This window comes from Bradyrhizobium sp. 18BD, from assembly GCF_054185225.1.
This window is the reverse complement of record NZ_JAVAYL010000010.1, coordinates 254748-280143: the sequence shown is the minus strand read 5'-3', so window position 1 is coordinate 280143 and position 25396 is coordinate 254748. Positions and strand designations below refer to the sequence as shown.

Genomic DNA, 25396 nt, shown 5'->3' with positions numbered 1-25396 from the left:
GGTACTATGGCTTAAGCCCTGGGAGAGTAGGTCGCTGCCAGGCCTGCCAAGGACAAGAAATCCTCCTCTTACGATGTTCGAATACAAAACGCCGCTTCCGGAAACGGAGGCGGCGTTTTTGCTTGTGTGATTGTCTTCAAAGGTCCGCTGCTAGCCGGGCTCGCGCGGCCCGGTCCACTGGCGCCTCGTGTTGGAAGCGACCACCGACATGCCGAGCGAAATTCTTCAATGATTTGTACTGTGCATGGGGTTGTTTTCGCGTTTTTTGTTTCCGCCCCTTCGGGTGCGAAAAAAATCAGCCCCGCACGCGCCTCAGCATCTGCTCGACATGGGCGATCGGCGTCTCCGGCTGGATGCCGTGGCCGAGATTGAAGATGAAGCGCCCCTGCGCGAAATTCGCCAGCACGTTGTCCACCGCGCGGTCGAGCGCCGCACCACCGGTGATCAGCACCAGCGGATCGAGATTGCCCTGCACGGCCACGCGTGACTGCACGCGCTCGCGGATGAAGGCCGGCTCGGCGGTCCAGTCGATGCTGACGGCATTGACGCTGGTCGCCTCGACATAGCCGGGCAATTGCGCGCCGGCGCCGCGCGGAAAGCCGATGATCTTCGCGTCCGGCACCTTTGCGCGCACGCCCTCGACAATGCGGCGCGTCGGTTCGGTTGACCAGCGCGCGAACTCAGTGGGCGGCAGCACGCCGGCCCAGGTGTCGAAGATCTGCAGGGCATTGGCGCCGGCCTCTAACTGCGCCAGCAGGTATTGAATCGAGTTCTCAACCAGCACGTCAATGATTTTTGCGAACGCTTCCGGATGGCGGTAGGCCATCATCCGCGCCGGTGCCTGGTCGGGCGTGCCATGACCCGCAACCATGTAGGTCGCAACCGTCCATGGCGCGCCGCAGAAGCCGATCAGTGCGACCTTCGGATCGAGCGCGCCGCGCACCAGCTTGAGCGCCTCGAACACCGGATTGAGCTTGCCGAAGTCGGCCTGCGCGGCGAGCGTTGCGACCTTGGCCGGATCGTCCAGCGGCTCCAGCCGCGGACCCTCGCCGACCTCGAAGCGCACCGAGCGGCCGAGCGCGTATGGGATCACCAGGATGTCGGAGAAGATGATCGCCGCATCGAAGCCGAAGCGGCGGATCGGCTGCAGCGTGACTTCGGCGGCAAGCTCCGGATTGAAGCAGAGATCGAGGAAGCCGCCGGCTTTGGCGCGCACCTCGCGATACTCCGGCAGATAACGGCCGGCCTGGCGCATCATCCACAGGGGCGGGACGGCTTGCCGCTGGCCGGAGAGCACGTCGATGAAGGGCTTTGTCGCAGACTGGGGCACGAATGATCCTGATGCAGATTTGAGGTTCCTGATACACCGCCGGGGGCGGAAGCGGAACAGGGGAACCAGCGCAAATGCGCCGCGTTGGACCAGCCAATGGAGGAGGAATTCCATGGCTCAGACATTCAATCCCGCGCCGCATGACAAGCACGCCGACGATCTGCGCGAAGCACGCGCCGCCGACCGTCACGCCAAGCTCGATACAGGGTTGGAAGATACCTTCCCGGCCTCCGATCCCGTCAGCGCTGCGCAGCCGACGCCGACGAAGGCCGATGCGGACGCCGACAATCCCTCGCTCTGGGACAAGGTTAAGGCGATCTTCAGCTAGCGGGGGAGGCGTCGCCGGATTCCGACAGGTTCGCTAATCTCTTGTTAGCGATGCGCTGATCCCCCCGTCCGTACGACTACGGGAAACGGGGGATATCGCGGCGTATTCCGCCAATCATTTCAGAGTTCACTAACAGAAGCGGCAGAGGTTCCCGACGATCGGAGAACCCTGCTGCATGAACGTCGTTGCCCAAAGAGCCGGATGGAGCCGCTTGCCGCTGCGCGCGGCGGCGTTCGTCGTGCTGACCTGCGCAACCATCCTTGGCGTCAGCGGCTGGCGTGAATGGACCACGCGCGATGCGGTGCTCAAGGGTGCCGAGACCGAGATGGCGAACGTCGCGCGCTCGCTGACCCAGCATGCCGAAGACAGCCTCGACCTGCTCGATTCCGGCGTCGTCGGCGTCGTCAGCCGGCTGGAGATGGACGGCACCGATCCTGTCACGATCGCCAAGCTCACGACCCTCATGGAGGTGCGCAAGAAGGCGATGGAGCGCGTGCACAGCTTTGCCATCATCGACGACCGCGGCAACTGGCTGACCGCGCCCGGCACAATCAGCTCGACGCTCAGCGACGACGCCTTCTTCCGCTATCACCAGCTTTCCCCGAAGCGCGAGGCCCATGCCGGCAGTCCGGTGAAGAGCCTGCTCGACGGCGAATGGGTCGTCACCCTGTCGCGCCGCTTCAACAAGCTGGACGGCAGCTTTGGCGGTGTCGTGCTCGCGACCATCAGCTCGAAATATCTTTCGCATTTCTACGAGCAGTTCGAGATCGGCCGCAACAGCTCGGTCACGTTGATGTATGGCGACGGCCTGATCATCGCGCGCAACCCCAGCAACGACAAGTTCGTCGGCCGCAGCGTCGCCGACACCGCGTTGTTCCGCGATGCCAGCCTGCAACGGCCGAGCGGCGCCTATCATTTCAAGTCGCCGCTGGACGGTGCCGAACGCGTCAGCTTCTTCAAGCGCTCTGGCCGCTATCCGCTCGTCCTGCTCGCCACCGTGGATAAGGACGAGCTGCTGGCGCCCTGGCGCGCCGCCGCGATCTCCCGCATGCTCTACGTGGCCGCCCTCGTGCTGCTGATCGCGATCATCGGCGCGGTGCTGGTGCGGCAATTGCAGCGCGGGCAACGTATGGCCGCCGCGCTGGTCGAGAAGGAGGCGCATTTCCGCCTGCTCGCCGAAGGCTCCAGTGACATGGTGACCCGGATCGGGCTCGACGAGCGGCTGCGCTATGTCTCGCCCTCGTCGGTCCGCGTCGTCGGCTGGCGCGCCAATCAGCTGATCGGAACGCCCGCGCTCGCCGGCATTCATGAGGAAGACCGGCCGCAGGTCCAGGCCATCGTCGATGCCATGAAGCGCGGCGAGAAGGAGGAAGCGCGCGTCACCTACCGCAACACGCACCGGCAGAATGGCGAGGTCTGGCTCGAATCGACCATGCGGGCGACGCGCAAGGACAACGGCAGTGTCGACGGCGTTGTCGCGATCTCGCGCGACATCACCGAGCAGAAGCAGCTCGAAACCAAGCTCGAGACGCTTGCGATCGAGGACGGTCTCACCGGGCTTGCCAACCGCCGTCGCTTCGACGAGCGCCTGAACGAGGAATGGGCGCGCGCCTATCGCGACCGTTCCAGCCTCGCTCTGCTCATGATCGACGTCGACCATTTCAAGGCTTACAACGACGAGTACGGCCATCCCGCGGGCGACGCCTGCCTGCGTGTCGTGGCTCAGGTCATCGCGGCCGAGGTGCAGCGTCCCGGCGATCTCGCGGCGCGCTACGGCGGCGAGGAATTCGCCATGCTGCTGCCGAACACCGATGCTGCCGGCTGCGCGCGGATCGGCGAGCGGATCCGCAAGGCCATCCGCGAGGCGGGCCTCGTCCACACCAGCAATCATGCGTCAGGCTACGTTACCGCTTCGCTCGGCGGCGCGGCCTGCCGGCCGGCGCTGGAGCGCACCGCCGGCGTCGGCACGCTGGTCGAGGCTGCCGATCAGGCGCTCTACGCGGCCAAGGAGGGCGGCCGCGACCGCCTGATGATGTCGGTCCAGGTCGCGAACGTGCTGCCCAGGGCGGTCGGCGAGTAATACCGCTCAGTAATGCGGCGGGGGCTCGTTGGCGGGGCCCGGCGCATTCGCCTCGGCTTCCTGAAGCCGCTCGCCGAGTTCTGCGATCTTCCGCGTCAGCACATCGATCTGCTTCCACTGCGCGGTGATGGTCTGGTTCAGCGTCTCGATGGTGTCGTCCTGATAGGCGATGCGCATCTCCAGCGCGTCGATGCGCTCTCCAAGAATCTCGCCAAGCCTCTTGATCTCATTCGTCACTGTCGTGCCCCCGTTCGCGCAGACCATGGCCGAGCGCGACGCGTTCGTCGAACACAAAACATTCGCCACGCCAGCGACTCTGTGCCTCCGGCACCTCTTCCAGATATTTCAAGATACCGCCCTTGAGGTGATAGACTTCGGCAAAGCCGCGCGCGAGCAGATGCGCGCTCGCCTTCTCGCAGCGGATGCCGCCGGTGCAGAACATCGCGATCCTGCGATGCTTCGCTGGATCGAGCTTCTCGGCAGCAAAATCCTTAAACTGGCCAAAGCTCCTGATCTCGGGATCGACCGCCCCCTCGAACGTCCCCATCGCGACTTCGAAGGCGTTGCGGGTGTCGAGCACCAGCGTGTCGGGCGCCGCGATCAGCGCGTTCCACTCGCTTGCATCGACATAGGTGCCGACCTGCCGGGTCGGATCGGCGGCGGCGTCGCCGAGCGTGACGATCTCCTTCTTCAGCCGCACCTTGAGCCGGCCGAACGGCATGGCTTCCGCGGTCGAGAACTTCAACTCGAGATTGTCCAGCCGGCCGCCGAACAGGGCGCCGTGGGCGAGCTCATGGGCGAAGGCGTCGATCGCCTCGGAGGCGCCCGCGATGGTGCCGTTGATGCCCTCCTGGGCCAAAAGCACGCTGCCCTTCAGCGCGAGGCCAGCGCAGAACGCGCGCAGCGGCTCGCGCAGCTCGCGGTAATCGGGCAGGGCGGCGAATTGGTAAAAGGCGGCGACCTTGAAGATCATGTTCTCTTGAATCCTGGCGGCTCGTTTAGCAGGCGGCCGCCGCCCAGAAAACCCGCATCGCCCCGGACGGCAAAAGGTCTATACGCCCAGCGGATGGCAGCCATTTCCCTGGTATGCCAGCATTGCCCGGACGGGCCGGAATGTGTCATGTAGGCCCGGTTTTTCCGAGACGGCGACCAGCGCCAGCGGCCCAAGCGGCCTAACGAGAGCAAGAATTCGATGAGAAGCTTCCACTTCCCCGGCAGGTCCACCGTCCATGCCACCAACGCGATGGTGGCGACCTCGCATCCGCAGGCATCGCTCGCCGCGATCGAGGTGCTGCGCGAGGGCGGCACGGCGGTGGACGCGGCCGTGGCGGGCTCGGCCGTGCTCGGCGTGATCGAGCCGCAATCGACCGGCATCGGCGGCGACTGCTTCGCGCTGATCCAGCCGCGCGGCGAGGGCAAGATCTTCGCCTATAACGGTTCCGGCCGCGCCCCGAAGGCGGCCAACGCCGACTGGTATCTCGAGCGCAAGATCAATTCCGTGCCGCTGACCTCGGCCCATGCGGTCTCGATCCCCGGCGTGATCGACGCCTTCGCGACCGTGCTGCGTAACCACGGCAAGTTCGGCTTCGACCGCCTGCTGCAGCCCGCGATCAAGGCGGCAGAGGAGGGCTACGTCGTCGCGCCCCGTATCGCCTTCGACTGGAAGAACCAGTTCGAGAAACTCAAGAACGGCACCAACACCGTGCGTTACCTGTTGCCGGGCGGCAAGCCGCCGGTGGCCGGCGACGTGATCCACCAGGCCGAGCTCGGCAAGACGCTGCGCGCGATCGCCAAGGACGGCCGCGATGCCTTCTACAAGGGCCCGATCGCCGAAGACATGGTCGAGACCCTGCGCTCGATCGGCGGCCTGCACACGCTCGACGATTTCGCCGCGCACACCACCGAGACGACGACGCCGATCGGCACCGCGTACAAGGCCTATGACGTCTGGCAGTGCCCGCCGAACGGCCCGGGCGTCACCGCGCTCTTGATGCTCAACATCCTGTCGCGCTTCGACCTGACGAAGTATGCGCCCGTCAGCGTTGAGCGCTTCCATCTCGAGGCGGAAGCCGCGCGCATCGCCTACATGAACCGCGAGATGCACGTCGCCTCGCCCGAGCACATGAAGATCAATGTCGCCGAGATGCTCGAGAAGGGCTTTGCCGACGAGTATATCAGCAAGATCCGCCTGGACGGCATGCTCGACCTGCCGAACGTGGCGCCGCCGATGAATCCCTCGACCATCTACATCACCGTGGTGGACAAGGATCGCAACGTCTGCTCGTTCATCAACTCGGTCGCGCATTCCTTCGGCTCGGCCATCGTCTCCAACAAGACCGGCGTGCTGTTCCAGAACCGCGCCGGCGGCTTCCGCATCCAGCCCGGTCACCCTAACTGCATCGAAGGCGGCAAGCGTCCGCTGCACACGATCATGCCGGGACTGCTCACCAAGGGCGGCCGTTCCACGATGTCGTTCGCGGTGATGGGCGGCCAGTACCAGCCGACCGGCCAGACCCGTCTCCTGACCAACATCCTCGATTATGGCTGCGATGTGCAGGAAGCCATCGATATGCCGCGCGGCCTGCACTACGAGGGCCAGTACCAGCTCGAGGACGGCGTGCCCGCTGATATCGTCGAGGGCCTCAAGAAGCTCGGCCACAAGACCACCAGCGTGGTCGGCCCGCTTGGCGGCGCCCAGGCGATCTGGATCGACTGGGACAAGGGCACGCTCACCGGCGGTTCCGATCCGCGCAAGGACGGCTGCGCGCTCGGCTATTGATCGCCGCGCGAGGTTCCTCGCAGCAAGATCAGGAAAATTTGACGAAGGGCGGCGCGGCATTGGCTGCGCTGCCCTTTCTCGTTCGGAACGGAGCTCATGGCCCCAAGTTGGTGGGCCGTGAGCGGTGCAGGCGTGCGCCGCCTTGTTTTGAAGCGGCGGAGGCCGTCCATGTCCGACAATTCAAGTTCCCGACCATCCGGATTCGATCGACGCGCCTTCATCGCGGGCGCCGCCGGCAGCACGCTTGTTCCGTTGACCGCGCGCGCGGCTGCGCTGGATGCGCGAGCCCCGGTCGCACAGGATCCCGCGCTTCCCGTCGACGTCACGCTGCGCGTGAACGGGAAGGATAAGCGCCTGCAACTCGACGCGCGCACCACGGTGCTCGATGCGCTGCGCGAGCATATGGGCCTCACCGGCAGCAAGAAGGGTTGCGACCACGGCCAATGCGGCGCCTGCACGGTTCTGATCGGCGACCGCCGTGTCGTCTCCTGCCTGACCCTCGCACTCGCCGCCGAAGGCGAGGAGATCACGACCATCGAAGGGCTCGCCACGAATGAACGCCTGCATCCGATGCAGCAGGCCTTCGTCGACAACGATGCCTTCCAGTGCGGCTATTGCACGCCCGGCCAGATCATGTCGGCGATCGCCTGCGTGAAGGAGGGGCATGCCGGCACTGATGCCGACATCCGCGAATATATGAGCGGCAACATCTGCCGCTGCGCCGCCTATCCCAACATCGTTGCGGCCGTGAAGCAGGCTGCGCCCGAGATCATGAAAGGCTAGGCCATGCGACCCTTTTCGTATCAGAGGGCGACCGACCCTGATATGGCCGTGCAGGCGCTCAGCGCCGCCGCAGCCGCCAACGATCCGCTGACCCAGGCGACGGCTCAGCCGCTTGCCGGCGGCACCACGCTGATCGATCTGATGAAGCTCGACGTGATGCGGCCCGCCGCGATCGTCGACATCAATCCGCTGGGCTGGTCGGCGATCGAGCCAGATGGCGAGAACCTGCGTCTCGGCGCGCTCGCAAGAATGTCCGATGTCGCCGCGCATGACGGGATCCAGCGCAATTATCCGGTCATCGCCAATTCGCTGAAGCTCGCCGCCAGCGCCCAGCTGCGCAACATGGCGACGCTCGGCGGCAACGTGATGCAGCGGACGCGCTGCAGCTATTTTCGCGATGTCTCGTATGAGAGCTGCAACAAGCGCAATCCCGGCTCGGGCTGCGCCGCCATGGACGGCGTCAACCGCATGCACGCGGTGCTCGGCACCTCCGACCACTGCATCGCGACCTATCCCGGCGATTTCGCGCAGGCCCTGATCGCGCTGGATGCTATCGTCGAAATCACCGGCAGGTCCGGCACGCGCAACATGCCGTTCGCAGAGCTGCACAAGGCTCCGGGCAACACGCCCGACATCGAGACCACGCTTCAGCCGGGCGAGTTGATCTCTGCTTTTGCTGTCTCCGGTCGCTGGCCGCGCTCGGTCTATCTCAAGGCTCGCGACCGGCAATCCTATGAGTTCGCGCTGTCGTCTGCCGCGGTTGCACTCGACGTGCAGGGCGGCACGATCAAGGACGCGCGCGTTGCGCTCGGCGGCGTCGCCACCGTGCCCTGGCGGGCCCGTGAGGCGGAGGCATTGCTGAAGGGGCAAAAGTTCGACGACGGCCTGGCGGAGCGTGTCGCTGATGCGGCCTTCGCTGATGCCCGAGGCCGCCAGCACAACAGCTTCAAGATTGCGCTCGGCAAGCGCGTGGTGACGCGCGCGCTCCAGCAGGCCGTAACGATGGAGATATGACCATGACCGCTGCTGCTCCCGAGCCGAAGGCCAATATGGGCAAGCCCGTGCCGCGCTATGATGCTGTCTCGAAGGTCACGGGGAAGGCGACCTATGCATCCGACATGCCGCTGGTCAATCCGGCCTATGCATTCCTCGTCACCAGCGCCATCGCCAAGGGCCGCGTCGACGGCTTTGATCTCGACGACGCCAGGCGCGTCCGAGGCGTGATCGACATCGTCACGCACGAGAATGCGCCGAAGCTGATGGAGTCAAAACTGTTCAGCAATGGCGGCTATGCCGGCACCACGATCCAGCCGCTGAAATCGGCCGAGATCGCGCATGACGGCCAGATCATCGCCGTGGTCATCGCCGAGAGTTACGAGGCGGCGCGCGAGGCCGCCAACCGGGTCAAGGTCAGCTACACGGCCACTGCACCGAGTGCTACCTTCGACTCGCCGGGAACGACCACGGCTGCCGCGAAGGGGCAAAACTCCCAGTTCAAGGAGGACCCGAAGGTCGGCGACTTCGCCAAGGCGTTCGACGCGGCCGAAGTCAAGCTCACCGCCTCCTACGACACGCCGACGCAGCACCACAATCCGATGGAGCTGTTCACGACGAGCTGCGCCTGGATGGGCGACGAACTCGTCATCTACGAGCCCAGCCAGTACGTCTATGGGCTGAAGAACGGCGTCGCCGAGCAGCTCGGCATCGACGCGGACAAGGTCCGCGTGGTCAATCCCTATGTCGGCGGCGGCTTTGGCTCGCGCGGCTCGATGACGCCGCGCACCGCCATCATCGCCGGTATCGCAAGACGTCTGAACCGGCCGGTCAAGCTGGTCCCGCCCCGCGACCAGGGCTTTACCATCGCAACCTATCGCGCCGAGACGCGGCATGAGATCAAGCTCGGGGTCGGCCGAGATGGCAAGCTCACTGCGCTCCGGCACGAGGGCGCCGAGGTCTCCTCGCGCCCGGACGCCTATTGTGTCGGTGGGACCAAGACCACGGCGCGGCTCTATGCCTGCCCGAATGTCGACAGCCTCGTGTCGATCGTGCGCGCCGACCGCAACACGCCGGGCTTCATGCGCTCGCCGCCGGAGGTGCCATATCTGTTCGCGCTGGAAAGCGCGATGGACGAACTCGCGGTGAAGCTCAACATGGACCCGGTCGAGCTCCGCCGCATCAACGACACCACCAACGAGCCGATCGACGGCAAGCCCTATACGTCGCGATCACTGATGGCGTGCTTCGACGAAGCCGCCAAGGCGTTCGGCTGGGCGCAGCGCTCGCCCGAGCCGAAATCGATGGCGGAAGGCGACTGGCTGATCGGCTATGGCTGTGCGGCCACCTGCTACCCGACGCAGATGGCCCCGTCGGCGGCGCGCGTGCGTCTCCAACGCGACGGCCGCACCCGCGTCGAGATCGCCGGCCACGAAATCGGCACCGGCGCTTACACCATCATTGCCCAGACCGCCTCCGAACGGCTCGGCGTGCCACTGGAGAAGGTCTCGGTATTCATGGGCGACAGCGAATTGCCGCCGGCTCCGGTCGCCGGCGGTTCGAATTCGACGGCCAGCACCTGTTCGGCCGTGATGATGGTATGCGACCAGATCCGGCAGCGGTTGTTCAAGGCCGTGATGCCGAATGACAGCCTTACGGACAGAGCCAAGGAAACGGTCGGCATGGGGCAGACACCGACAGCACAGGCAGCCAGGAGTGATCGCCCACTCGACGTCGAGAAAGCGTTCGACGCGCTTGGCGTCGGCGTGGTCGAGGAATATGGCGAGTGGAAGCCCGAGGGCGCGCCGCCGGATTCCTTCAAGGCCATGCACAGTGGCCATGCTCGCCTCGTCGGCGGCCATCAAATGAAGGACAAGATCGCGTACGCCTTCGGCGCCGAGTTCGTCGAGGTCAGGGTCAACCGCTTTACCCACGAGATCCGTGCGCCGCGCCTCGTCGGCGCCTTTGCGGCCGGTCGCATCATGAATCCGTGCACGGCGCGCAGTCAGCTGATGGGTGGCCTGATCTGGGGCATGTCCTCGGCGTTGCTCGAGGCCACCGAGATCGACGAGCGGACGGCACGCTACGTCAACGACAATCTTGCCGACTATCTCGTGCCCGTGAATGCGGACGTCCCAGGCGTCGAGGTGATCCTGCTCTCCGAGCAGGACGATCACATCAATCCTGCCGGCGCAAAGGGGCTCGGCGAGCTCGCCAATGTCGGCACCAATGCTGCGATCTGCAATGCGATCTATCACGCCACCGGCCAGCGCATCCGCAAGCTGCCGGTGCGGCTGGAAAATATCGAGGTCTGAGGGGTGGTAACGGCGACGGCGTTGCGCTAGACACCTCCCGCTTCGAACGGAAGGTGTCTTATGCAGCGTTTCCAGCGCGCGCTTCTCGCCCTGATGTCGGCCCTCGCGATCACCGTGATCGCCAGCGTGTCGCATTTCGTTTCCACCACGGCCTCGGCCCAGACCGCAGGAAAGACCATGACCACAGCTTCAGGCTTGCAGACTATCGACAGTGTCGTCGGCACCGGCGCTTCGCCGAAGCCCGGCCAGATCTGCGTGATGCACTACACCGGCTGGCTCTATGAGAACGGCCAGAAGGGCAAGAAATTCGACTCGTCGGTCGATCGCAACGAGCCGTTCGAATTTCCGATCGGCAAGGGTCGCGTCATCGCCGGCTGGGACGAGGGCGTTGCGACCATGAAGGTCGGCGGCAAGCGCACGCTGATCATTCCGCCGCAGCTCGGCTACGGCGCCCGCGGCGCCGGCGGCGTGATCCCGCCGAACGCGACGCTGATGTTCGACGTGGAATTGCTCGCGGTGAAATAACCGCCCAAACAAAAAGACCGGCCGAAAGGCCGGTCTTTTCGCTTTCGGATGGATGCGCGTCACTCGGCGGCGCGACGTGCGGCCGCAGCGGCGCGATCCACCGCTTCCTTAGCGGCGTCCTTGGCATCGCCCATGGCCTTCTGGCCCTTGCCCTTCACCTCCTGAACCGCGCCTTCGCCCTTCATGCGGTCGGAACCGGTGGCTTCACCGATGCCCTGCTTGGCCTTGCCGATCGCCTCATTGGCGTTGCCTTTGATCTTGTCGGTCGTGCTACCCATGAAACTCTCCTTCCAGATTGCTTACAAAGGCAACGTTTGGCGGCTATGAGAGTTCCGATTTTGGTATGGCTTGCCGCCGCAGCTTTGGTTAGTTTCGCCGGCACGGAAGCAACAGAAAGCAAGACCCATGACCGGCCATGACCATTCGCATTCCCACCATGACCACGATCATCATCATGATGATCGCTGGAAACATGACGGCGTGCGCGTCATTCCCGGCAACCAGCTTGATACCAACGTGCCGTCGACGGCGGGCATGGACCGCGCGGCCGCGATCAATTTCGCGCGCGTCGGCGCGCAGAAATTGTGGGCGGGCACCGTCAGCATCAAGCCGGACGCGAAGACCGGCGCGCATCACCACGGCCATCTCGAAAGCGTCATCTACGTGGTGAAGGGCAAGGCGCGGATGCGCTGGGGCGAGAGCCTGCAGTTCACCGCGGAGGCCGGCCCCGGCGATTTCATTTTCGTGCCGCCCTACGTGCCGCATCAGGAGATCAACGCCAGCCCGGACGAGGTGCTGGAATGCGTGCTGGTGCGCAGCGACGGCGAGGCGGTGGCAATCAACCTCGACATCGAGCCGGTCGAGAAGCCCGAGACCGTGCTGTGGGTCGATCCGATCCATCGGGATCCCAGCGAAAAGAAGTAAGGGCCTGAACGCCTGCTGGTTCTGTGCGACAGAACAACGCAGGCCAAGTCCTGAAAATGAGACCTTAAAAATATCCGGAAGCGGTGTCGGATGGCCGTCGGCCCGTCCGTCCTTGGAGCAGAACCATGCCCAAGGAGCTTCCGATGCCCAGGATGATTTTCGTCAATCTGCCGGTGACCGACCTCAAGCGTGCCACCGCCTTTTACGAGGCGGTCGGCGCGGTCAGGAACCCACAATTTTCCGACGAAACGGCGAGCTGCATGGTCTTCTCCGAGACCATTTTCGCCATGCTCCTGACCCACGACAAATTCCGCCAGTTTACGCCGAAGCCGATCTCGGATGCCAAAACCTCGAACCAGGCGTTGTTCTGCCTGTCTGCCGACAGCCGCAACGAGGTCGACGACATCGTCGGCAGAGCCGAGGCCGCGGGCGGCGTAGCCGATCCCGGCCCCAAGGACGAATACAGCTTCATGTATGGCCGCAGCTTCGAGGATCCGGATGGACATATGTGGGGCATCAACTGGATGGATCTCGCGGCCTTCGCCGAGCAGTCCGAAAAGGCGCATGCCTGATCAAATCCGCCCGCATTAAAAACCTGAAGAGGAGCGTTCTCGATGACCAAGCTGGTGCCCTGCATGTGGTTCAACGGCGATGCCGAGGAAGCCGCGAAATTCTACACCTCGCTGGTGCCGAATTCGGAGATCACGCATGTTCAACAGAACGTTTCGGACGGCCCCTCCGGCAAGACCGGCTCCGTGCTCGTCGTCGAGTTCACGGTGGCCGGCCAGCCCCTGGTCGCCCTCAACGGCGGCATGACGATGGAATACACCCACGCGATCTCGCTGATGATCCATTGCGACGACCAGGCCCAGGTCGACAGCGTCTGGAATGCGTTCCTCGCCCATGGCGGCAAGGCAGAGCAGTGCGGCTGGCTCAGGGATCGCTGGGGCGTGGCCTGGCAGGTCGTGCCGAAGGTGATGTTCGAGTTCCTCACGAGCCCCGACAAGGCCGCCGCCGCGCGCGCGATGCAGGCCATGATGAAGATGGTGAAGCTGGACGTTGCGGCTTTGCGGCGGGCGTTCGAGGGCAAGTCGGCGGCGTGAGGGGCAGTACGGTCGCTACACGACAGGTGTCATTGCCCGCGAAGGCGGGCGATCCAGTATTCCAGAGGCCCTTGTTAGAAAGCTCGCTCTCACAACGACCGCTGCGGCGTACTGGATGCGCCGCCTTCGCGGGGCATGACAGCGGAATTTGCGGCTACGCGCGAACACCACGCTAATAATTAATCCTCAGGCCCACGCCGCCGTGGATCGTGTTCCCCACCGGCTGCGGGCCCAGCGTGCCGTTGGCGAACAGGTCCACGATCCAGCCCTTCTCCACGCGGAAGCCGAGGCGGCCGCCATATTCGAACCAGCCCTGGTTGCCCATGGTCGGCACCACCGTGCCGTCACCGGTAACGGTGGCGACGATGCCGCTGTGGCTGGCGAACGACTGCACCCATCCGCCATTGATGTTGGTCTCGATGTTGCTGCCGAACAGATGCGTCCACTGGCCGCCGATCTTGACGAGGCTGGTGCGGTCGGTGCCGGTCGCAACGGTGGCGTCGAACGGATTGAACGCCACCGCGCTGTCGGAATAGCCCGAGACGCGCTGCCAGAGCTGCCAGACCTCGATGGAAGCTGCGACCTCGTCCCGCGGCGAGACGCGGCTCATCCAGCCGGCACGGCCGTAGACGGCGTAGTTCGAGGCATTCGTCGAGCCAGTGACCGTGACCGGGCCGAGACTGGTGTTGTAGCTGCGCGTGTAGCGCGCTTTCTCCCACGGCGTCAGGATCGTGCCGATATCGAAGAACGGACGCGACGAGCCCCAGTCGGTGAAGTCGTAGCGCAGCGCGAAGGCGCCGATCGGCGCGCTGGTGATGTGGTAGCCGCCCTCGTTGTATTGCGTGTAGGCGATGCCGGCGAGCAGCGACAGACTATTGGTCAGCTCCTTGCGGCCGTGGATGCCGGCCGAGAACGAGCCGGCCGAGCCGAACGCGCTGATGCAGTCGCTGCAATTGACCTGCTCGTTGACGCCGAGCAGCACCGTGCCGAGCACCCGGTTGGTGATCATCTGGTTGAAGCGTTGGTTGGCGAGGCCGCCGATCGAATTGCCGCTGGAATCCGCACCGGTCGGGTTGGGCGGTAGAGCCGGGCTAGGCGAGGCCGACGGATAGGGGTTCGGTGAAGGCGAGGGAGAAGGCGTCGGTGTGGGCGTCGGTGTCGGCGTAGGCGTGGGTGTGGGCGTCGGTGTCGGAGATGGCGAGTAGGTCGGCGACGGGTAGGGATTCGGCTCGCCGCATTCGGACTCGCACTCCGTCACTCGGGCCGCCGCCGCCGGATGTGCATTGAACGCAACGAGCGAGAACGCAGCGGTGGCGGTCAGTGCAGCGGCGAGGATGAGGCGCCTGACGTTGAACCTCACCATCGTCACCGCCCGCACAGCATGCCGTCATCATGGACGGCGGGTGCGATGGTCGGCGAGGCGTCGGCATATTGGTTGACCGAGCAGAGCCCGGCGCTTGCGGCGCAGTTGGCGGCGAAGGTCCAGGGCGGCGTGTTGGTCTTGCTGATCGAGACCTTGCCGCCGCTCGATATGATGATCGCGGTGTCGCCGGGCTGGGTGAGCTGGACGCATTGGAGGTTCGTCGTGCAGACGCCGGCGGCGCCCTCCTGCAGCACGACGACCGAGCGGCCGCGCTGGGACAGGATGTCGAGCGTGGTGCCGCGCACGCCGATGGTCGCCAACGGCGTCGTGATCTTGTAGGCGGTCTTTTCCGAATGTCCGGTGACGAAGCGGAACGCGCCTGTGGTCATGTGGATCGCGACGTCGCGATAGCTGTGTTCGTCGTTGAAGACGGTGCGGTCGAGCTTGAGCGTCGCGTTCGGCCCGAGCGAGAGATTGGTGCTGTCGGCCATGACGAAGCGTGCTGCGCCGTCGGCGCCGGTGCGCACGGTCTCGTCGCGCAGCATGCTGTCGCCGACACTGATCGGCGTCGTGGTCGCTGCGACGCGCACGACCTCGTTCTGAATCACGACGGCTTCGCCGACGCGGGTCTGCGCCTGTGTGCCGGATGCAGCGCACATGGCGACCGATAGCAGTGTGGGGAAAAGCCAGAAACGCAAATTCATTTCGCAACCGATCGACGTGTCCCTGATCGTACCGGACCGCGCGCGCTTCTGATGTAGCGAAATTATCACAAGCGGCGTGGACGTGCGTTATGCTTAGTGACACTTGCGGTAGATTGCGTTCAATGAGAAGAGTGGTTTTCGTTTTTGCACGCGGTGACGCAAATTTGCCACGCAAAATCTCCCCAGAAGTGCCGATCAATCTGGCTGCGGTTCCGAAGGTGTCGCAGAGTGCAGTGATTGCTGTCGCGATTTTCCTGATCGCGCATCTGGCGCTGCTGATCGGCCTGACCACGCCGGACAAGTTCGTCTTCGACGAGGTGCATTACGTGCCGGCGGCGCGGCAGATGCTGGCGCCCGTGATGTCGCAACCAATGCTCAATCCGATGCATCCGCCACTGGGCAAGGAGCTGATCGCGACATCGATCGCGGCATTCGGCGACAATTCGCTGGGCTGGCGCTATCCGGGGACATTGTTCGGCGCGCTCGCGATCGTCGCGATCTATCTGTGCGGCCTCGCGCTGTTCGCTGCGCAAGGGCCCGCAATCGCAGCCGCACTGATCGCCGGCTTCAACCAGATGATCTACGTGCAGGCACGCATCGCGATGCTCGACATCTTTGCGCTCGGCTTCGGTCTGCTCGCGATTGCCGGCTTCATGCATGGTTTTCGCCGCGAGCGGCCGCATGCGCTGTTCGCGCTCGCGGGCAGCCTGTTCGGTCTTGCGGCGGCCTGCAAATGGAGCGGCCTGTTTCCGCTCGGTGCCTGCATCGTCGTGTTCGCGCTGATCCGTCTGCTTCAGGGATGGCGCACGCTGTTCGCGGACGCGAGGCCAGACGATTGGTATCGGCCGGATCTCTGGCCCGACTTCAAAGCAGTGCACGTCGCGTTGTGCTTTGCCGTGTTGCCGGCGCTGACATATCTCGCCGCGTTCGTTCCGCTCTACGGCTTCTCGCTGTCGGACTTGCTCGAGGCGCAGCGCCGGATCTTTGCCGACAACACCACGACGGCGATCGCCGGCCATACCTATATGAGCTCGTGGCCGTCATGGCCGCTGCTGGCGCGCCCGGTGTGGTTCCTGTTCGACAAGATTGCTGAGGACAGGATCTCCGCGATCGTCTTCCTCGGCAACCCGCTGGTCGCCTGGCCTGCGCTGCTCGCGCTCGTCGTCGTGCTGCGCGATGTCGTCGTCGCGCGCCGCTGGGATGCGTTCCTGATCGCTGCGTTCTATTTCGGCAGCTGGCTCGCCTGGGCGCTGCTGCCGCGCACGCTCGGCTTCATCTACTATTATCTTCCGGCCGCGACGATTGCATCGCTGGCGTTGGCCTATGTGCTGCGTCGGGAGCGACTGCCGCGCTGGCTGCTGTGGGCCTATGTCGGCCTCGCCGCGATCGGCTTTGCGGCGATGCTGCCGATCTCCGCGGCCTTCATCGGCACGTCGATGCAGAATTTCAACCGGCTGATGCTGTTCCAGAGCTGGATATGACATCGCCGCCTGCCGGGGAGCGGCAGGCGGCGTGTTTCGTCGTCTGGCGACGGCGCGAAGATTACTTCGACGCCGTCGTCTTGGCTTCCATGTTCACGACCTGGACGCGGCGGTTGATCGGATCGGCACCGTTGGCGGTGTCCTTCAGCTTGGTCTTGCCATAGCCGACGGTGACCAGATCGGTGCCGTTGAGGCCGTAGTTCTGCACCAGGTACTTCTTGATGGTGTCGGCACGCCGTTCGGAGAGGCCCTGATTGTACTCCTCACCGCCGACCGCATCGGTGTGGCCGGCGACCACGAAGGTCGAGCCCTTGAGTGCGGGATCGGACAGCGCCTTGCCGAGCGCCTGCACCGACGGCACCGAAGTCTTGGCGATGTCGGCCGAGTTGTAGTCGAACTGGATCTCCAGATCGATCTTCGGCTTGGTCGCGGCGAGCTCGGCGATCTGCTCGCGCTCGCCGGTCGAGAGCGATCGGGTCGAGCGGTTGCGCACCGTGTTCAGGAAGGTCGCTTCCTTGGCCTGCGCGGTCGGGTCGGCCTGCGGTCCAACGGACAGGCCGCGGGTCGCCGGCTTCGGCTTCAGCGCATCCAGAATCTTGTCGGACGAGACGTTGTTGTCACCGGCGAGCGCCAGGCCCGCCGTCATCGACAGCGCGGCCGTGAGGGTAATCGCCTTCAGTGCAAAGAACTTATCAAAACGGCTCATTATCGTATCCTCGCTGTTACGCCTGATGGCGATTTGATGCTGCGAGCATAGGGCAGGTTCAAAGGCACCTGATGTGATCTTGGTCACGTTGGTCAGGATGCGTCCGGGCACAATCCAGCGGATTTCCCCGCGTTTTGCGACGCGATCGGGCGGTTGCGCTTCTGCCGGGGAGGTATCCTGAGCGGGCGAATAGGTATCGTCGCGTCTTTTTTATGGCTGGTTCAATCTATGGCGCCCAAACGTGATCTAGATCACATTCGGCCTTCGTGGCGAAGATCACACTGGACGTATCGGTGGTTCTTGATCTCGGGGAGAAAGACCATGCGTTCTCTGCTCGCGGCATTGTCTCTCGCAGCCTTCGTCTTCAGCAGCAGTGCGGCGCTCGCCGACAAGCGCGTCGCCTTCGTGGTCGGCAACGCCGCCTACAAGAATGTGCCGCAGCTCCCGAACCCCGCGATCGACGCGAAGTCGATGGCGCGGGTGCTGCGCAATGTCGGCTTCGACGTGGTCGAGGGTGCCAATCTCACCCGCGATGCCATGACGGCGAAGCTGCTCGAGTTCGGCAAGAAGAGCGAAGGCGCCGATGTGGCGCTGTTCTTCTATGCCGGCCACGGCATCGCGGTGAACGGCACCAACTATCTGTTGCCCGTCGATGCCGACCTCAAGTCCGAGATGGACGTCAAGCTCGGCGCGGCGATCAATGTCGATCTGACGCTGGAGCAGACCATGGCGGATGCCAAGGTGAAGCTCGTGTTCCTCGATGCCTGCGGCGACAATCCGTTCGCTGCAAAAATCCGCGCCGCCAAGGCGACGCGGTCCGTCAACGTTGCAAATGGTCTTGCCGAGATGAAGTCGGGCGAGGGCACGCTGATCGCGTTCGCCACCGGTCCCGGCCAGACCGCGCTCGACGGCGAAGCCGGCACCAACAGCCCGTTCACCCGCGCGCTTCTCGCCAACATCGTGGCTCCCGGCCTCGAGATCCAGCAGGCGATGACCAAGGTGCGTGCGCAGGTCAATGACGAGACCAACAAGGCGCAGCTGCCTTGGGGCCACACCAATCTCACCGGCACGGTCTATCTCAATCCGGCCGCCGCGCCTGCGAAGGATGCCGCGGCGCCCGCGAGCGTCGCCCAGGCCGGCGAAGTCGAGCTCGAGTTCTGGCGTTCGATCAAGGACACCAACAAGGTCGAGGAGCTCAATGCCTACCTGACCAACTATCCGAACGGCACCTTCAGGCCGCTGGCGCTCGCCCGCATCGCTGCGCTCCAGGACGGTCCGTCGACGACGACGCGCAACCTCACCGCCGGCGTCGATCCCGCCACCTTCACTGATACGGCCGACCAGGTCTCGGAGGACCAGATTGGCCTCGATAAGAACCAGCGCCGCGACGTGCAGCGCCGTCTCACCGGGCTCGGCTTCGACGTCAAGGCGACCGGCAAGTTCGACGAGGAAACCCGGTCGGTGATGAAGCGCTGGCAGGCGGCGCGCGGCTATCCCACCACCGGCTATCTCAACAAGCTCCAGCACAAGGCGATGCAGTCCGAAATCGTCTCCAGTCGCGTTGCCTCCGATGAGTCCGAGGACGAACCCACGCGCCGTCGCTCCTCCGGCGGTGCTCGCCGCTCTCACGGCGGTGGTGGTGGCGGTGGCATGGGCGGGCCGGGCGGTCTGTTCGGCCACATGATGGGCGGGCTGTTTCGGCACTAACTCGGGAACCACGATGCGGCAAGCGGCCCGATCCGGGCCGCTTCTGCTTTGGAAACACCGAACGTCGCAAAGCCGTCGCGGCATCGCCTGCCTGCGAACAAGAAATCGGCCAGATGCGCTCCTAGCAAAATTCGTCCACCAATCTTCAACGAGGGGAGCCGGGTTCCGTCCAGTGCCAAGGCCGAGTGACTATCAGTTCTATCGCAGTGGCCCGCCGGATCGGACCGTCTTTCTCAACTCCATGCCCATCTACATCGGCGCGGCGATGATCGCGGTGGCGATCCTGCTGTCGACGCTGATCACGGGGCTGACCTCCCGCTATGTCGGCCTCGACGGGCCGACCGACGAGAACATGTGGCTGGTGGATCGCCTCACCGGCAGCGTCTATCGCTGCCAGGCGGAGGGGCGCGGCAAGGCCTCATGCGAGCCTGACATCGCCACGGGAAGCGTCGGTGATCGGTCCAGGGCTCCCAAGGACGGGCGCTGATCGCTCCACCTGCATCACATGAAGTCGCAGAAGGCCATGTCGACGAAGTAGGCATCGGCCGCATCGATCCGCCGCGTTGTCAGCAGATGGCAGCGCGGCTTTTTCTTTGGCCGCCGCTTTGCCCCGTTCTTTTTCTTGGCGCGAATCCCGCTACATTGCGTGGTGCAATGTCACGCGCGCCCAAACCGCTCTCCCTCACGACGACACAGGCCCGGCAGATCTGGCTGCATGCCCAGCGGCTGGACGACCGCACACCCTTCGGGGAGGGCGCGCAGGCGGTGGCGGACGTCGTCTCCCATCTCGGCTATGTGCAGATCGACACCATCAACGTGATCGAACGCTGCCACCACCACATCCTGTTCAGCCGCATCCCGTCCTATCGGCGAGCCGATCTGCGCCAGGCCCAGAGCGTCGACAGGAGCGTGTTCGAGTACTGGACCCACGCGCTCTCTTACGTGCCGGCCGGGGACTTCCGCTTCTTCCTGCCGGCGATGCGCGAGCACAAGCGCGAGGGCCACAAATGGTACGCCTCGGTGAAGCCGGCCGACACGCGCAAGGTGATGCGGCTCTTGCGCGCCGGCCCGCTGACGATCCGCGACATCGAGGACGACGTGCTCACCGAGAAGGAGCATCTGTGGCAGAGCCGCAAGCCCTCGAAGCGGGCCTTGCAGCTTGCCTTCTACACCGGCGTTGCGACCATCAGCGAGCGCCAGGGCATGCTCAAGACCTATGAGCTGATGACGCGGCACTTCGGCTGGGAGAAGCTGCCGAAGCCGGCATCGGCCAGGGACATCACGACCTATCTGCTCGACCGCGCGCTGCGCTCGCAGGGTGTGGTGAGCCTGGATTCGATCTGCCATTTGGATGCGCCCAGCAAGAAGGCGGTGGCAAACCTGATCGGCTCCCGCGTCCGCCGCGGCGAGCTCGTGCCCGTCGCGATCGAGGGCGCCGGCAAGCAGGAGCATTGGGCAAAGCCCGCGGCGCTCGAAGCGAGCGGCGAGGTGGCGCCCGATCTCGTCCACATCCTCTCGCCGTTCGATCCGCTGATCATCCAGCGCAAGCGCACGAATCTGTTCTTCGGCTACAACCATCTGTTCGAGGCCTATGTGCCGAAGGCCAAGCGCAAGCTCGGCTATTTCGCACTGCCGGTGCTGGTCGGCGACGAGATCGTCGCCGCCCTCGATCTCAAGACCGACCGGCAGGCCAAGAAGCTCCTGATGCAGAAATGGACCTGGATCGGGCAGGGGAAGAAGACCGCGGGACGCAAGGAGCTCAAGCGCGTGATCGAGGACGAGCTCGATCGGTTCGAGCGGTTTCAATTGGCGGAGTGAACGTCATTGCCGCCCTTTCAACGGCCTTTCCTTCTCGCGTGAGCCTCGTAGCTCGCCTCAAGGACCGGATAGCGCATGAGCATATCGGTCCAGCACCTCGTCGGCCGAATAGCCGGCGCGTTGCGCAAACTCTTGCCGTAACCCCAGTTGCGCGGAGACTTTTAATCGCTCCGCCGTGGCGGCCGTCATCAGGGGATCGAAGCCCAATTCCCGCAGGCCCGCCGCCACCCCCTCCATCTCCACGGCGCGGCGCTCGGCATGCAGCACGTCGGAGCGGACGCACATATCCAGGAACTTGCTGAACGTGGTGCCATCCATCGACGTGCAGAGCCCGCGCATGGTTTCATCGCGCACGCCGGCAAGCGTTGCGGCGGTCAGAGCTTCGACCAGCAGTGCCTCCATGCCTTTCGTCACCACGCTCCGCAGCATCTTCACGGCCGCTGCCGTTCCGGCTTCGGGGCCGGCCACCTCGATGCGGAAGCCGAGCGGTCCGAAGATCTCCGCGAAGCGCTCGGCACCGCTGCCGGAGGTGTAGAGCGTGACCGCGGCACCATAGAGGTCGACCGACCCCATCAGGTTCGCGTCCGCGAACACGCCGCCGCGCGCCTCCACGGCTTCGGCAACACGCTTTTTCCTTCGCGGGGTCGCAGCGTTGATGTCCACCACGAGGCAGCCGGGACGGATGATCCTGGATATAGCCTCGCCCATTTCGGCCGCGACTGCGACGACGACGGCGGAAAAGATCACGTTCGCCTTCGACAGCTCCTCGAGCCTGTCGACAAGTGTGACCCCGCATCTGGCCGCCAGTGCACGAAAGGCTTGCGAGTAGGGCGGTGCATTCGTCTTGCCATGGCAGAATGCGACGACCGGTGCGCCGGTCTGAGCCGCGAGGTGCGACGCAAAGCACTGTGCGGCCTCGCCAAATCCCACAAAGGCAACTCGGGGCTGCGGCATGGTTGGTGTCTCCTAACCCGTTCCGCGGATGAGCGCGCCACATGCGGCTTTCACCCGCGGGCCATTGTGTGCCGAGTTCAGAGCGGGAGTCAATGAACCGGTTCACCGAATACGATGAGCTTTTCAACCAAATCCACCGGGATCCCCAACTTTTAGGCAATCTTTGCGTCCGCTACCTTGCTCTAGGAGATGAACCGGTTCATATAGCGGCATGTCGCTACAGCTGGGTCGCCAACAAACCGTAAAAGTCAGGGACGTGGCCCGAGAGGCCGGCGTCGCGGTCGGCACGGTATCCCGTGTGCTCAACGACCATCCAGCGGTGAGCAGAGAGCTGCGCGAGCGCGTCGAGAGGGCCATGGCCGATCTCGGCTACGAGGTCGACGTTACGGCGCAGAGCATGCGTGCGGGCCGGTCGCACCTCGTGGCCTGCGCCATTCGCGATTTCGACATTCCGCGCTTCGCACTGTTCATCAAGGAGGCCGAGGCGGTGCTGCGCGAGGCCGGATATACCCTGCTTCTGGCGAGCACGACCAACCGCCCCGAGATCGAGATCGCCTTGCTGCGCGCCTTTCGCAGGCGCCGCGTGGACGGCGTGATGATGACGCTGAGCGACGAGGCGCACGGGGAGGTGCGGCAAGCGCTGTCGGAGGCTCCGATGCCGATCCTGCTGATCGACAGAGACAGCATCGAGGCCCTCGATCGCGTTACCGCCGATCATCGCCAGGGTGCGCGTGTCGCGACCAGCCATCTGCTTGGTCTCGGGCATCGGCGGATCGCCATGCTCGTCGGCGATCTCAAGGCCTTTCCGTCGCGAAGCCGCCTGGAAGGATTTCGTGAGGCGCATACGGTGGCGAATGTCATGCCGGATTCGAGACTGCTGCGAGGCAATGTGCTCTCGAACGAGGACGCCTATCGGGCGACTGCATCGCTCATGAGCCTCGCCGATCCCCCGACGGCGCTCTTCGTCGCGGCGATGGACATGCTCGGCGGCTGCCTGAGAGCGTTACGGACGATGAACATCGCCGTCGGCGACGGGATTTCGGTGGTGGCGGGGAGCGATTCCGACCTGGCCGAATTGCATACGCCGCCCGTCACGGCGATCGCGTGGGATCTGGCGGCGATGGGCCGGCATGCCGCGACCCTGCTGCTGGAGCGGATGCGCGGTGACGAGATCGAACGTGCCCGTGGTCTCACCGTGCCGACGGAGCTGATCATTCGCGGGTCGAGCCGGCTTGCTGCGAGTTGAGCTAGCTCCGCCGAGGTGGAATCCGGTTTCGGATGACGATGCTGTCGAGCCAGATGCCGGTCACGATACCGATGAAGTAGGCGATCAAATTCCACAGCGAGAACATGCGCCCCAGTAGCAGCGCGCCGGCGGTGGTGAGCCGGAACGCATCGAGCCAGGGCGTATGCACCAGCCGCGAAAACTCGACGACGATTGCGATCACCAACGCGATGGCTGCGATCTGCGTCCGCGTCAGCCGCGGCAGCAACACCCCGACCAGCAGAAACACCATCGTCGCCCAGAGCAGGGAGCCGCCATACTTCACCACGAAGGCGGGGAGGCCGAGCGGAAAGCCGTACCAGCGTAAGGACAGCCCGCAGGCGATCACGGCCAGCGCCAGGGCAGCGCGGGCCAGTGACCGCTGCCGCAGTGCAATGGTGTTGACCGGCTGCGCTCCTTGCATGGCTTCCATTGACTCTTTGCCCACGATGCTGAAAACCGCTTCCTAGAGCGTTTTCGAGCGAAGTGGACACCGGTTCGCGTGAAGAAAACGCGTCAAAACTAGAATCTAGAGCCCCGTTCCGATGCCATCGGAACGGAAATGGCTCTAGCCCATAAAAGCAACAACCCCGGGGGGAAGCCATGAGCCAGACCACGATCTATGCCGGTTCCACCGGCACAGCCAAGAGCGAAGTCGAGACCTCGACGATCCGTGCCATCTCCTGGCGCCTGATCCCGTTCCTGGTGCTGGCCTACTTCTTTTCCTATCTCGATCGCGTCAATCTCGGCTTCGCCGCGCTGACCATGAACGCCGAGCTGAAGTTCACGCCGCTGATCTTCTCCTGGGGCGCCGGCATCTTCTTCATTGGTTATTTCATCTTTGAGGTGCCGAGCAATCTGGCGCTGGAGAAGTTCGGCGCCAGCCGCTGGATCGCCCGCATCATGGTGACCTGGGGCATCATCTCGGCGCTGATGGCGATGGTGAGCGGCGTGACCAGTTTCTACGTCCTGCGCTTCCTGCTCGGCGTTGCCGAGGCCGGCTTCTTCCCCGGCATCATCCTCTATCTCACCTATTGGTACCCGGCCGAGTATCGCGCCCGCTTCCTCGCGGCCTTCGCCATCGCCGTGCCGGTCTCGACCGTGATCGGCGCGCCGATCTCGGGCCTGCTGCTCGGGCTCGATGGCGTCATGGGCCTGAAGGGCTGGCAGTGGCTGTTCATCATCGAGGGCATCCCCTCGGTGCTGCTCGGCATCGTCACCTGGTTCTACCTCACCGACAAGCCGGAGAAGGCGGACTGGCTCTCGGCCGAGCAGAAGGCCTGGCTCAAGGCCAGGCTTGATTCGGAAGTCGCGGCCAAGCAGGCGGTGAAGCATCTGTCGCTGGGCGAAGCACTGTCCTCGCCGAAGGTGATCGCGCTCAGCCTGATCTATTTCGGCTTCGTCGGCGCGCTCTACGGCATGCAGTTCTGGCTGCCGCAGATCGTCAAGGCGTTCGGCCTCACCAATGCCCAGACCGGCTTCGTCACCGCGATCCCCTATTTGTTCGGCACCATCGCCATGATCCTGTGGGCGCGGCATTCGGATGCGACGCGCGAGCGTGTGTTCCATGTCGGCGCGCCGCTGCTGCTGACCGCCGTCGCGCTCGCCGTCTCCTCCTATCTCACCGATCCCACCATGACGATGGTGGTGCTGACGGTCGCGGCGATCGGCGTGTTCTGCTGCTTCGGCGTGTTCTGGACGCTGCCGACCGCCTGGCTCTCCGGCACGGCGGCGGCCGGCGCGATCGCCCTGATCAACTCGATCGGCAACCTCGCCGGCTTCGGCGGGCCGTATCTGATCGGCTGGGTCAAGGAGGCGACGGGCCAGACCTCGACCGGCCTGCTCGTGCTCGCCGTCCTGCCGCTGCTCGCCGGCATTCTGGTCTTCGTTGGTGGCCACGACACCAAGCACGAGTTTGTCGAGCAGAAGCGATAGAGCCGGGCAAACGGTCCCGTAGGGTAGGCAAAGCGCAGCGTGCCCACCACCTCTCTCCAATCGAGATAGATCGTGGGCACGGCGCTAGCGCGCCTTTGCCCACCCTACGGCGTCTGCAGCCGCGGATTGCGCCGCGCTCCATCTGGCTAGGGCCTCTGCCGACCCTACAATCGCACCTCCCTAACCGCGCTCTCCCAATCCTTACCACCTCTTAACGATCACGCTTTCCTGATAACTGACGATTATTGACTTTTATCAGTGATTAGTCGACATTCCTCTCATTGCAGCGGCAGGAGTGTCCTTC

The 25396-nt window shown here is 64.5% G+C and carries 25 protein-coding genes; 16 read left to right on the top strand and 9 right to left on the bottom strand.

Going from position 1 to position 25396, the window contains the following annotated elements:
* Positions 1-295 precede the first annotated feature (295 nt).
* Entirely contained in the window at positions 296-1330 is a 1035-nt protein-coding gene (gene hemE / locus RAD16_RS20235) for a uroporphyrinogen decarboxylase (protein WP_458159653.1), read from the bottom strand.
* A 112-nt stretch (positions 1331-1442) separates the two neighbouring features.
* Between hemE and RAD16_RS20230 the strand changes: the two genes are divergently transcribed.
* Both RAD16_RS20230 and RAD16_RS20225 read left to right on the top strand, forming a co-directional pair.
* Positions 1443-1658 (top strand): hypothetical protein, encoded by a 216-nt coding sequence (locus tag RAD16_RS20230; RefSeq protein WP_458159652.1) that lies wholly within the window; start codon positions 1443-1445, stop codon positions 1656-1658.
* Between the two features lie 175 nt (positions 1659-1833).
* Positions 1834-3738 (top strand): sensor domain-containing diguanylate cyclase, encoded by a 1905-nt coding sequence (locus RAD16_RS20225; RefSeq protein WP_458159651.1) that lies wholly within the window; start codon positions 1834-1836, stop codon positions 3736-3738.
* A gap of 6 nt (positions 3739-3744) precedes the next feature.
* Here RAD16_RS20225 and RAD16_RS20220 read toward each other — a convergent pair whose 3' ends face one another.
* Both RAD16_RS20220 and trhO read right to left on the bottom strand, forming a co-directional pair.
* Positions 3745-3975, bottom strand: a complete 231-nt coding sequence (locus tag RAD16_RS20220; RefSeq protein ID WP_458159650.1) for a SlyX family protein — start codon at positions 3973-3975, stop codon at positions 3745-3747.
* Positions 3965-4711, bottom strand: coding sequence for an oxygen-dependent tRNA uridine(34) hydroxylase TrhO (gene trhO / locus RAD16_RS20215; RefSeq protein ID WP_458159649.1), 747 nt, complete (start codon positions 4709-4711; stop codon positions 3965-3967). Before trhO ends, RAD16_RS20220 begins: the two co-directional genes overlap by 11 nt.
* A 219-nt stretch (positions 4712-4930) precedes the next feature.
* Between trhO and ggt the strand changes: the two genes are divergently transcribed.
* From ggt to RAD16_RS20190, 5 genes are all read left to right on the top strand, one after another.
* Entirely contained in the window at positions 4931-6517 is a 1587-nt protein-coding gene (ggt, locus tag RAD16_RS20210; RefSeq protein WP_458159648.1) for a gamma-glutamyltransferase, read from the top strand.
* Positions 6518-6685: 168 nt separating this feature from the next.
* Positions 6686-7300 carry a (2Fe-2S)-binding protein gene (locus RAD16_RS20205; protein ID WP_458159647.1) on the top strand — a complete coding sequence of 205 codons (615 nt, stop codon included), beginning with the start codon at positions 6686-6688 and terminating at the stop codon, positions 7298-7300.
* A 3-nt stretch (positions 7301-7303) separates the two neighbouring features.
* Complete coding sequence (locus RAD16_RS20200) at positions 7304-8314, top strand: FAD binding domain-containing protein (protein WP_458159646.1); 1011 nt, start codon at positions 7304-7306, stop codon at positions 8312-8314.
* Positions 8315-8316: 2 nt separating this feature from the next.
* The gene (locus tag RAD16_RS20195; protein WP_458159645.1) at positions 8317-10608 is read left to right on the top strand and encodes a xanthine dehydrogenase family protein molybdopterin-binding subunit; all 2292 of its coding nucleotides are present in this window, start codon (positions 8317-8319) and stop codon (positions 10606-10608) included.
* A gap of 60 nt (positions 10609-10668) precedes the next feature.
* A complete protein-coding gene (locus RAD16_RS20190; protein ID WP_458159644.1) occupies positions 10669-11133 on the top strand; it encodes an FKBP-type peptidyl-prolyl cis-trans isomerase in 465 nt (154 codons plus the stop codon).
* 59 nt (positions 11134-11192) lie between these two features.
* Here the strand turns inward: RAD16_RS20190 and RAD16_RS20185 are convergent, their stop codons facing one another.
* The gene (locus tag RAD16_RS20185; protein WP_458159643.1) at positions 11193-11411 is read right to left on the bottom strand and encodes a CsbD family protein; all 219 of its coding nucleotides are present in this window, start codon (positions 11409-11411) and stop codon (positions 11193-11195) included.
* A gap of 127 nt (positions 11412-11538) precedes the next feature.
* On the opposite strand from RAD16_RS20185, the gene RAD16_RS20180 reads away from it, so the two are divergent.
* The 3 genes from RAD16_RS20180 (at position 11539) to RAD16_RS20170 (ending at position 13160) form a co-directional block, all read left to right on the top strand.
* Positions 11539-12057, top strand: coding sequence for a cupin domain-containing protein (locus RAD16_RS20180; RefSeq protein ID WP_458159642.1), 519 nt, complete (start codon positions 11539-11541; stop codon positions 12055-12057).
* Positions 12058-12200: 143 nt separating this feature from the next.
* Complete coding sequence (locus RAD16_RS20175) at positions 12201-12629, top strand: VOC family protein (RefSeq protein WP_458159641.1); 429 nt, start codon at positions 12201-12203, stop codon at positions 12627-12629.
* Between the two features lie 42 nt (positions 12630-12671).
* Positions 12672-13160, top strand: coding sequence for a VOC family protein (locus RAD16_RS20170; RefSeq protein WP_458159640.1), 489 nt, complete (start codon positions 12672-12674; stop codon positions 13158-13160).
* 172 nt (positions 13161-13332) lie between these two features.
* Here RAD16_RS20170 and RAD16_RS20165 read toward each other — a convergent pair whose 3' ends face one another.
* Entirely contained in the window at positions 13333-14523 is a 1191-nt protein-coding gene (locus RAD16_RS20165; RefSeq protein WP_458159639.1) for a hypothetical protein, read from the bottom strand.
* 2 nt (positions 14524-14525) lie between these two features.
* On the bottom strand, positions 14526-15227 hold the full coding sequence (locus RAD16_RS20160) for a FecR family protein (protein ID WP_458159638.1): 702 nt from the start codon (positions 15225-15227) through the stop codon (positions 14526-14528).
* 200 nt (positions 15228-15427) lie between these two features.
* Between RAD16_RS20160 and RAD16_RS20155 the strand changes: the two genes are divergently transcribed.
* A complete protein-coding gene (locus RAD16_RS20155) occupies positions 15428-16708 on the top strand; it encodes a phospholipid carrier-dependent glycosyltransferase (protein ID WP_458159665.1) in 1281 nt (426 codons plus the stop codon).
* Between the two features lie 61 nt (positions 16709-16769).
* Here RAD16_RS20155 and RAD16_RS20150 read toward each other — a convergent pair whose 3' ends face one another.
* Positions 16770-17414 (bottom strand): OmpA family protein, encoded by a 645-nt coding sequence (locus RAD16_RS20150; RefSeq protein WP_458159637.1) that lies wholly within the window; start codon positions 17412-17414, stop codon positions 16770-16772.
* A 321-nt stretch (positions 17415-17735) separates the two neighbouring features.
* Here RAD16_RS20150 and RAD16_RS20145 point away from each other — a divergent pair, with 321 nt between their 5' ends.
* From RAD16_RS20145 to RAD16_RS20135, 3 genes are all read left to right on the top strand, one after another.
* The gene (locus tag RAD16_RS20145; RefSeq protein WP_458159636.1) at positions 17736-19121 is read left to right on the top strand and encodes a caspase family protein; all 1386 of its coding nucleotides are present in this window, start codon (positions 17736-17738) and stop codon (positions 19119-19121) included.
* 241 nt (positions 19122-19362) lie between these two features.
* A complete protein-coding gene (locus RAD16_RS20140; RefSeq protein ID WP_458159664.1) occupies positions 19363-19608 on the top strand; it encodes a hypothetical protein in 246 nt (81 codons plus the stop codon).
* Between the two features lie 167 nt (positions 19609-19775).
* Positions 19776-20939 carry a winged helix-turn-helix domain-containing protein gene (locus RAD16_RS20135; RefSeq protein WP_458159635.1) on the top strand — a complete coding sequence of 388 codons (1164 nt, stop codon included), beginning with the start codon at positions 19776-19778 and terminating at the stop codon, positions 20937-20939.
* A 57-nt stretch (positions 20940-20996) separates the two neighbouring features.
* Here RAD16_RS20135 and RAD16_RS20130 read toward each other — a convergent pair whose 3' ends face one another.
* Positions 20997-21893 carry a DUF1932 domain-containing protein gene (locus RAD16_RS20130; RefSeq protein WP_458159634.1) on the bottom strand — a complete coding sequence of 299 codons (897 nt, stop codon included), beginning with the start codon at positions 21891-21893 and terminating at the stop codon, positions 20997-20999.
* Positions 21894-22104: 211 nt separating this feature from the next.
* On the opposite strand from RAD16_RS20130, the gene RAD16_RS20125 reads away from it, so the two are divergent.
* The gene (locus RAD16_RS20125) at positions 22105-23139 is read left to right on the top strand and encodes a LacI family DNA-binding transcriptional regulator (RefSeq protein ID WP_458159633.1); all 1035 of its coding nucleotides are present in this window, start codon (positions 22105-22107) and stop codon (positions 23137-23139) included.
* A 1-nt stretch (position 23140) separates the two neighbouring features.
* Here RAD16_RS20125 and RAD16_RS20120 read toward each other — a convergent pair whose 3' ends face one another.
* On the bottom strand, positions 23141-23581 hold the full coding sequence (locus tag RAD16_RS20120; RefSeq protein WP_458159663.1) for a ribosomal maturation YjgA family protein: 441 nt from the start codon (positions 23579-23581) through the stop codon (positions 23141-23143).
* Positions 23582-23760: 179 nt separating this feature from the next.
* Here RAD16_RS20120 and RAD16_RS20115 point away from each other — a divergent pair, with 179 nt between their 5' ends.
* Positions 23761-25092 (top strand): MFS transporter, encoded by a 1332-nt coding sequence (locus RAD16_RS20115; RefSeq protein ID WP_458159632.1) that lies wholly within the window; start codon positions 23761-23763, stop codon positions 25090-25092.
* Positions 25093-25396 lie beyond the last annotated feature (304 nt).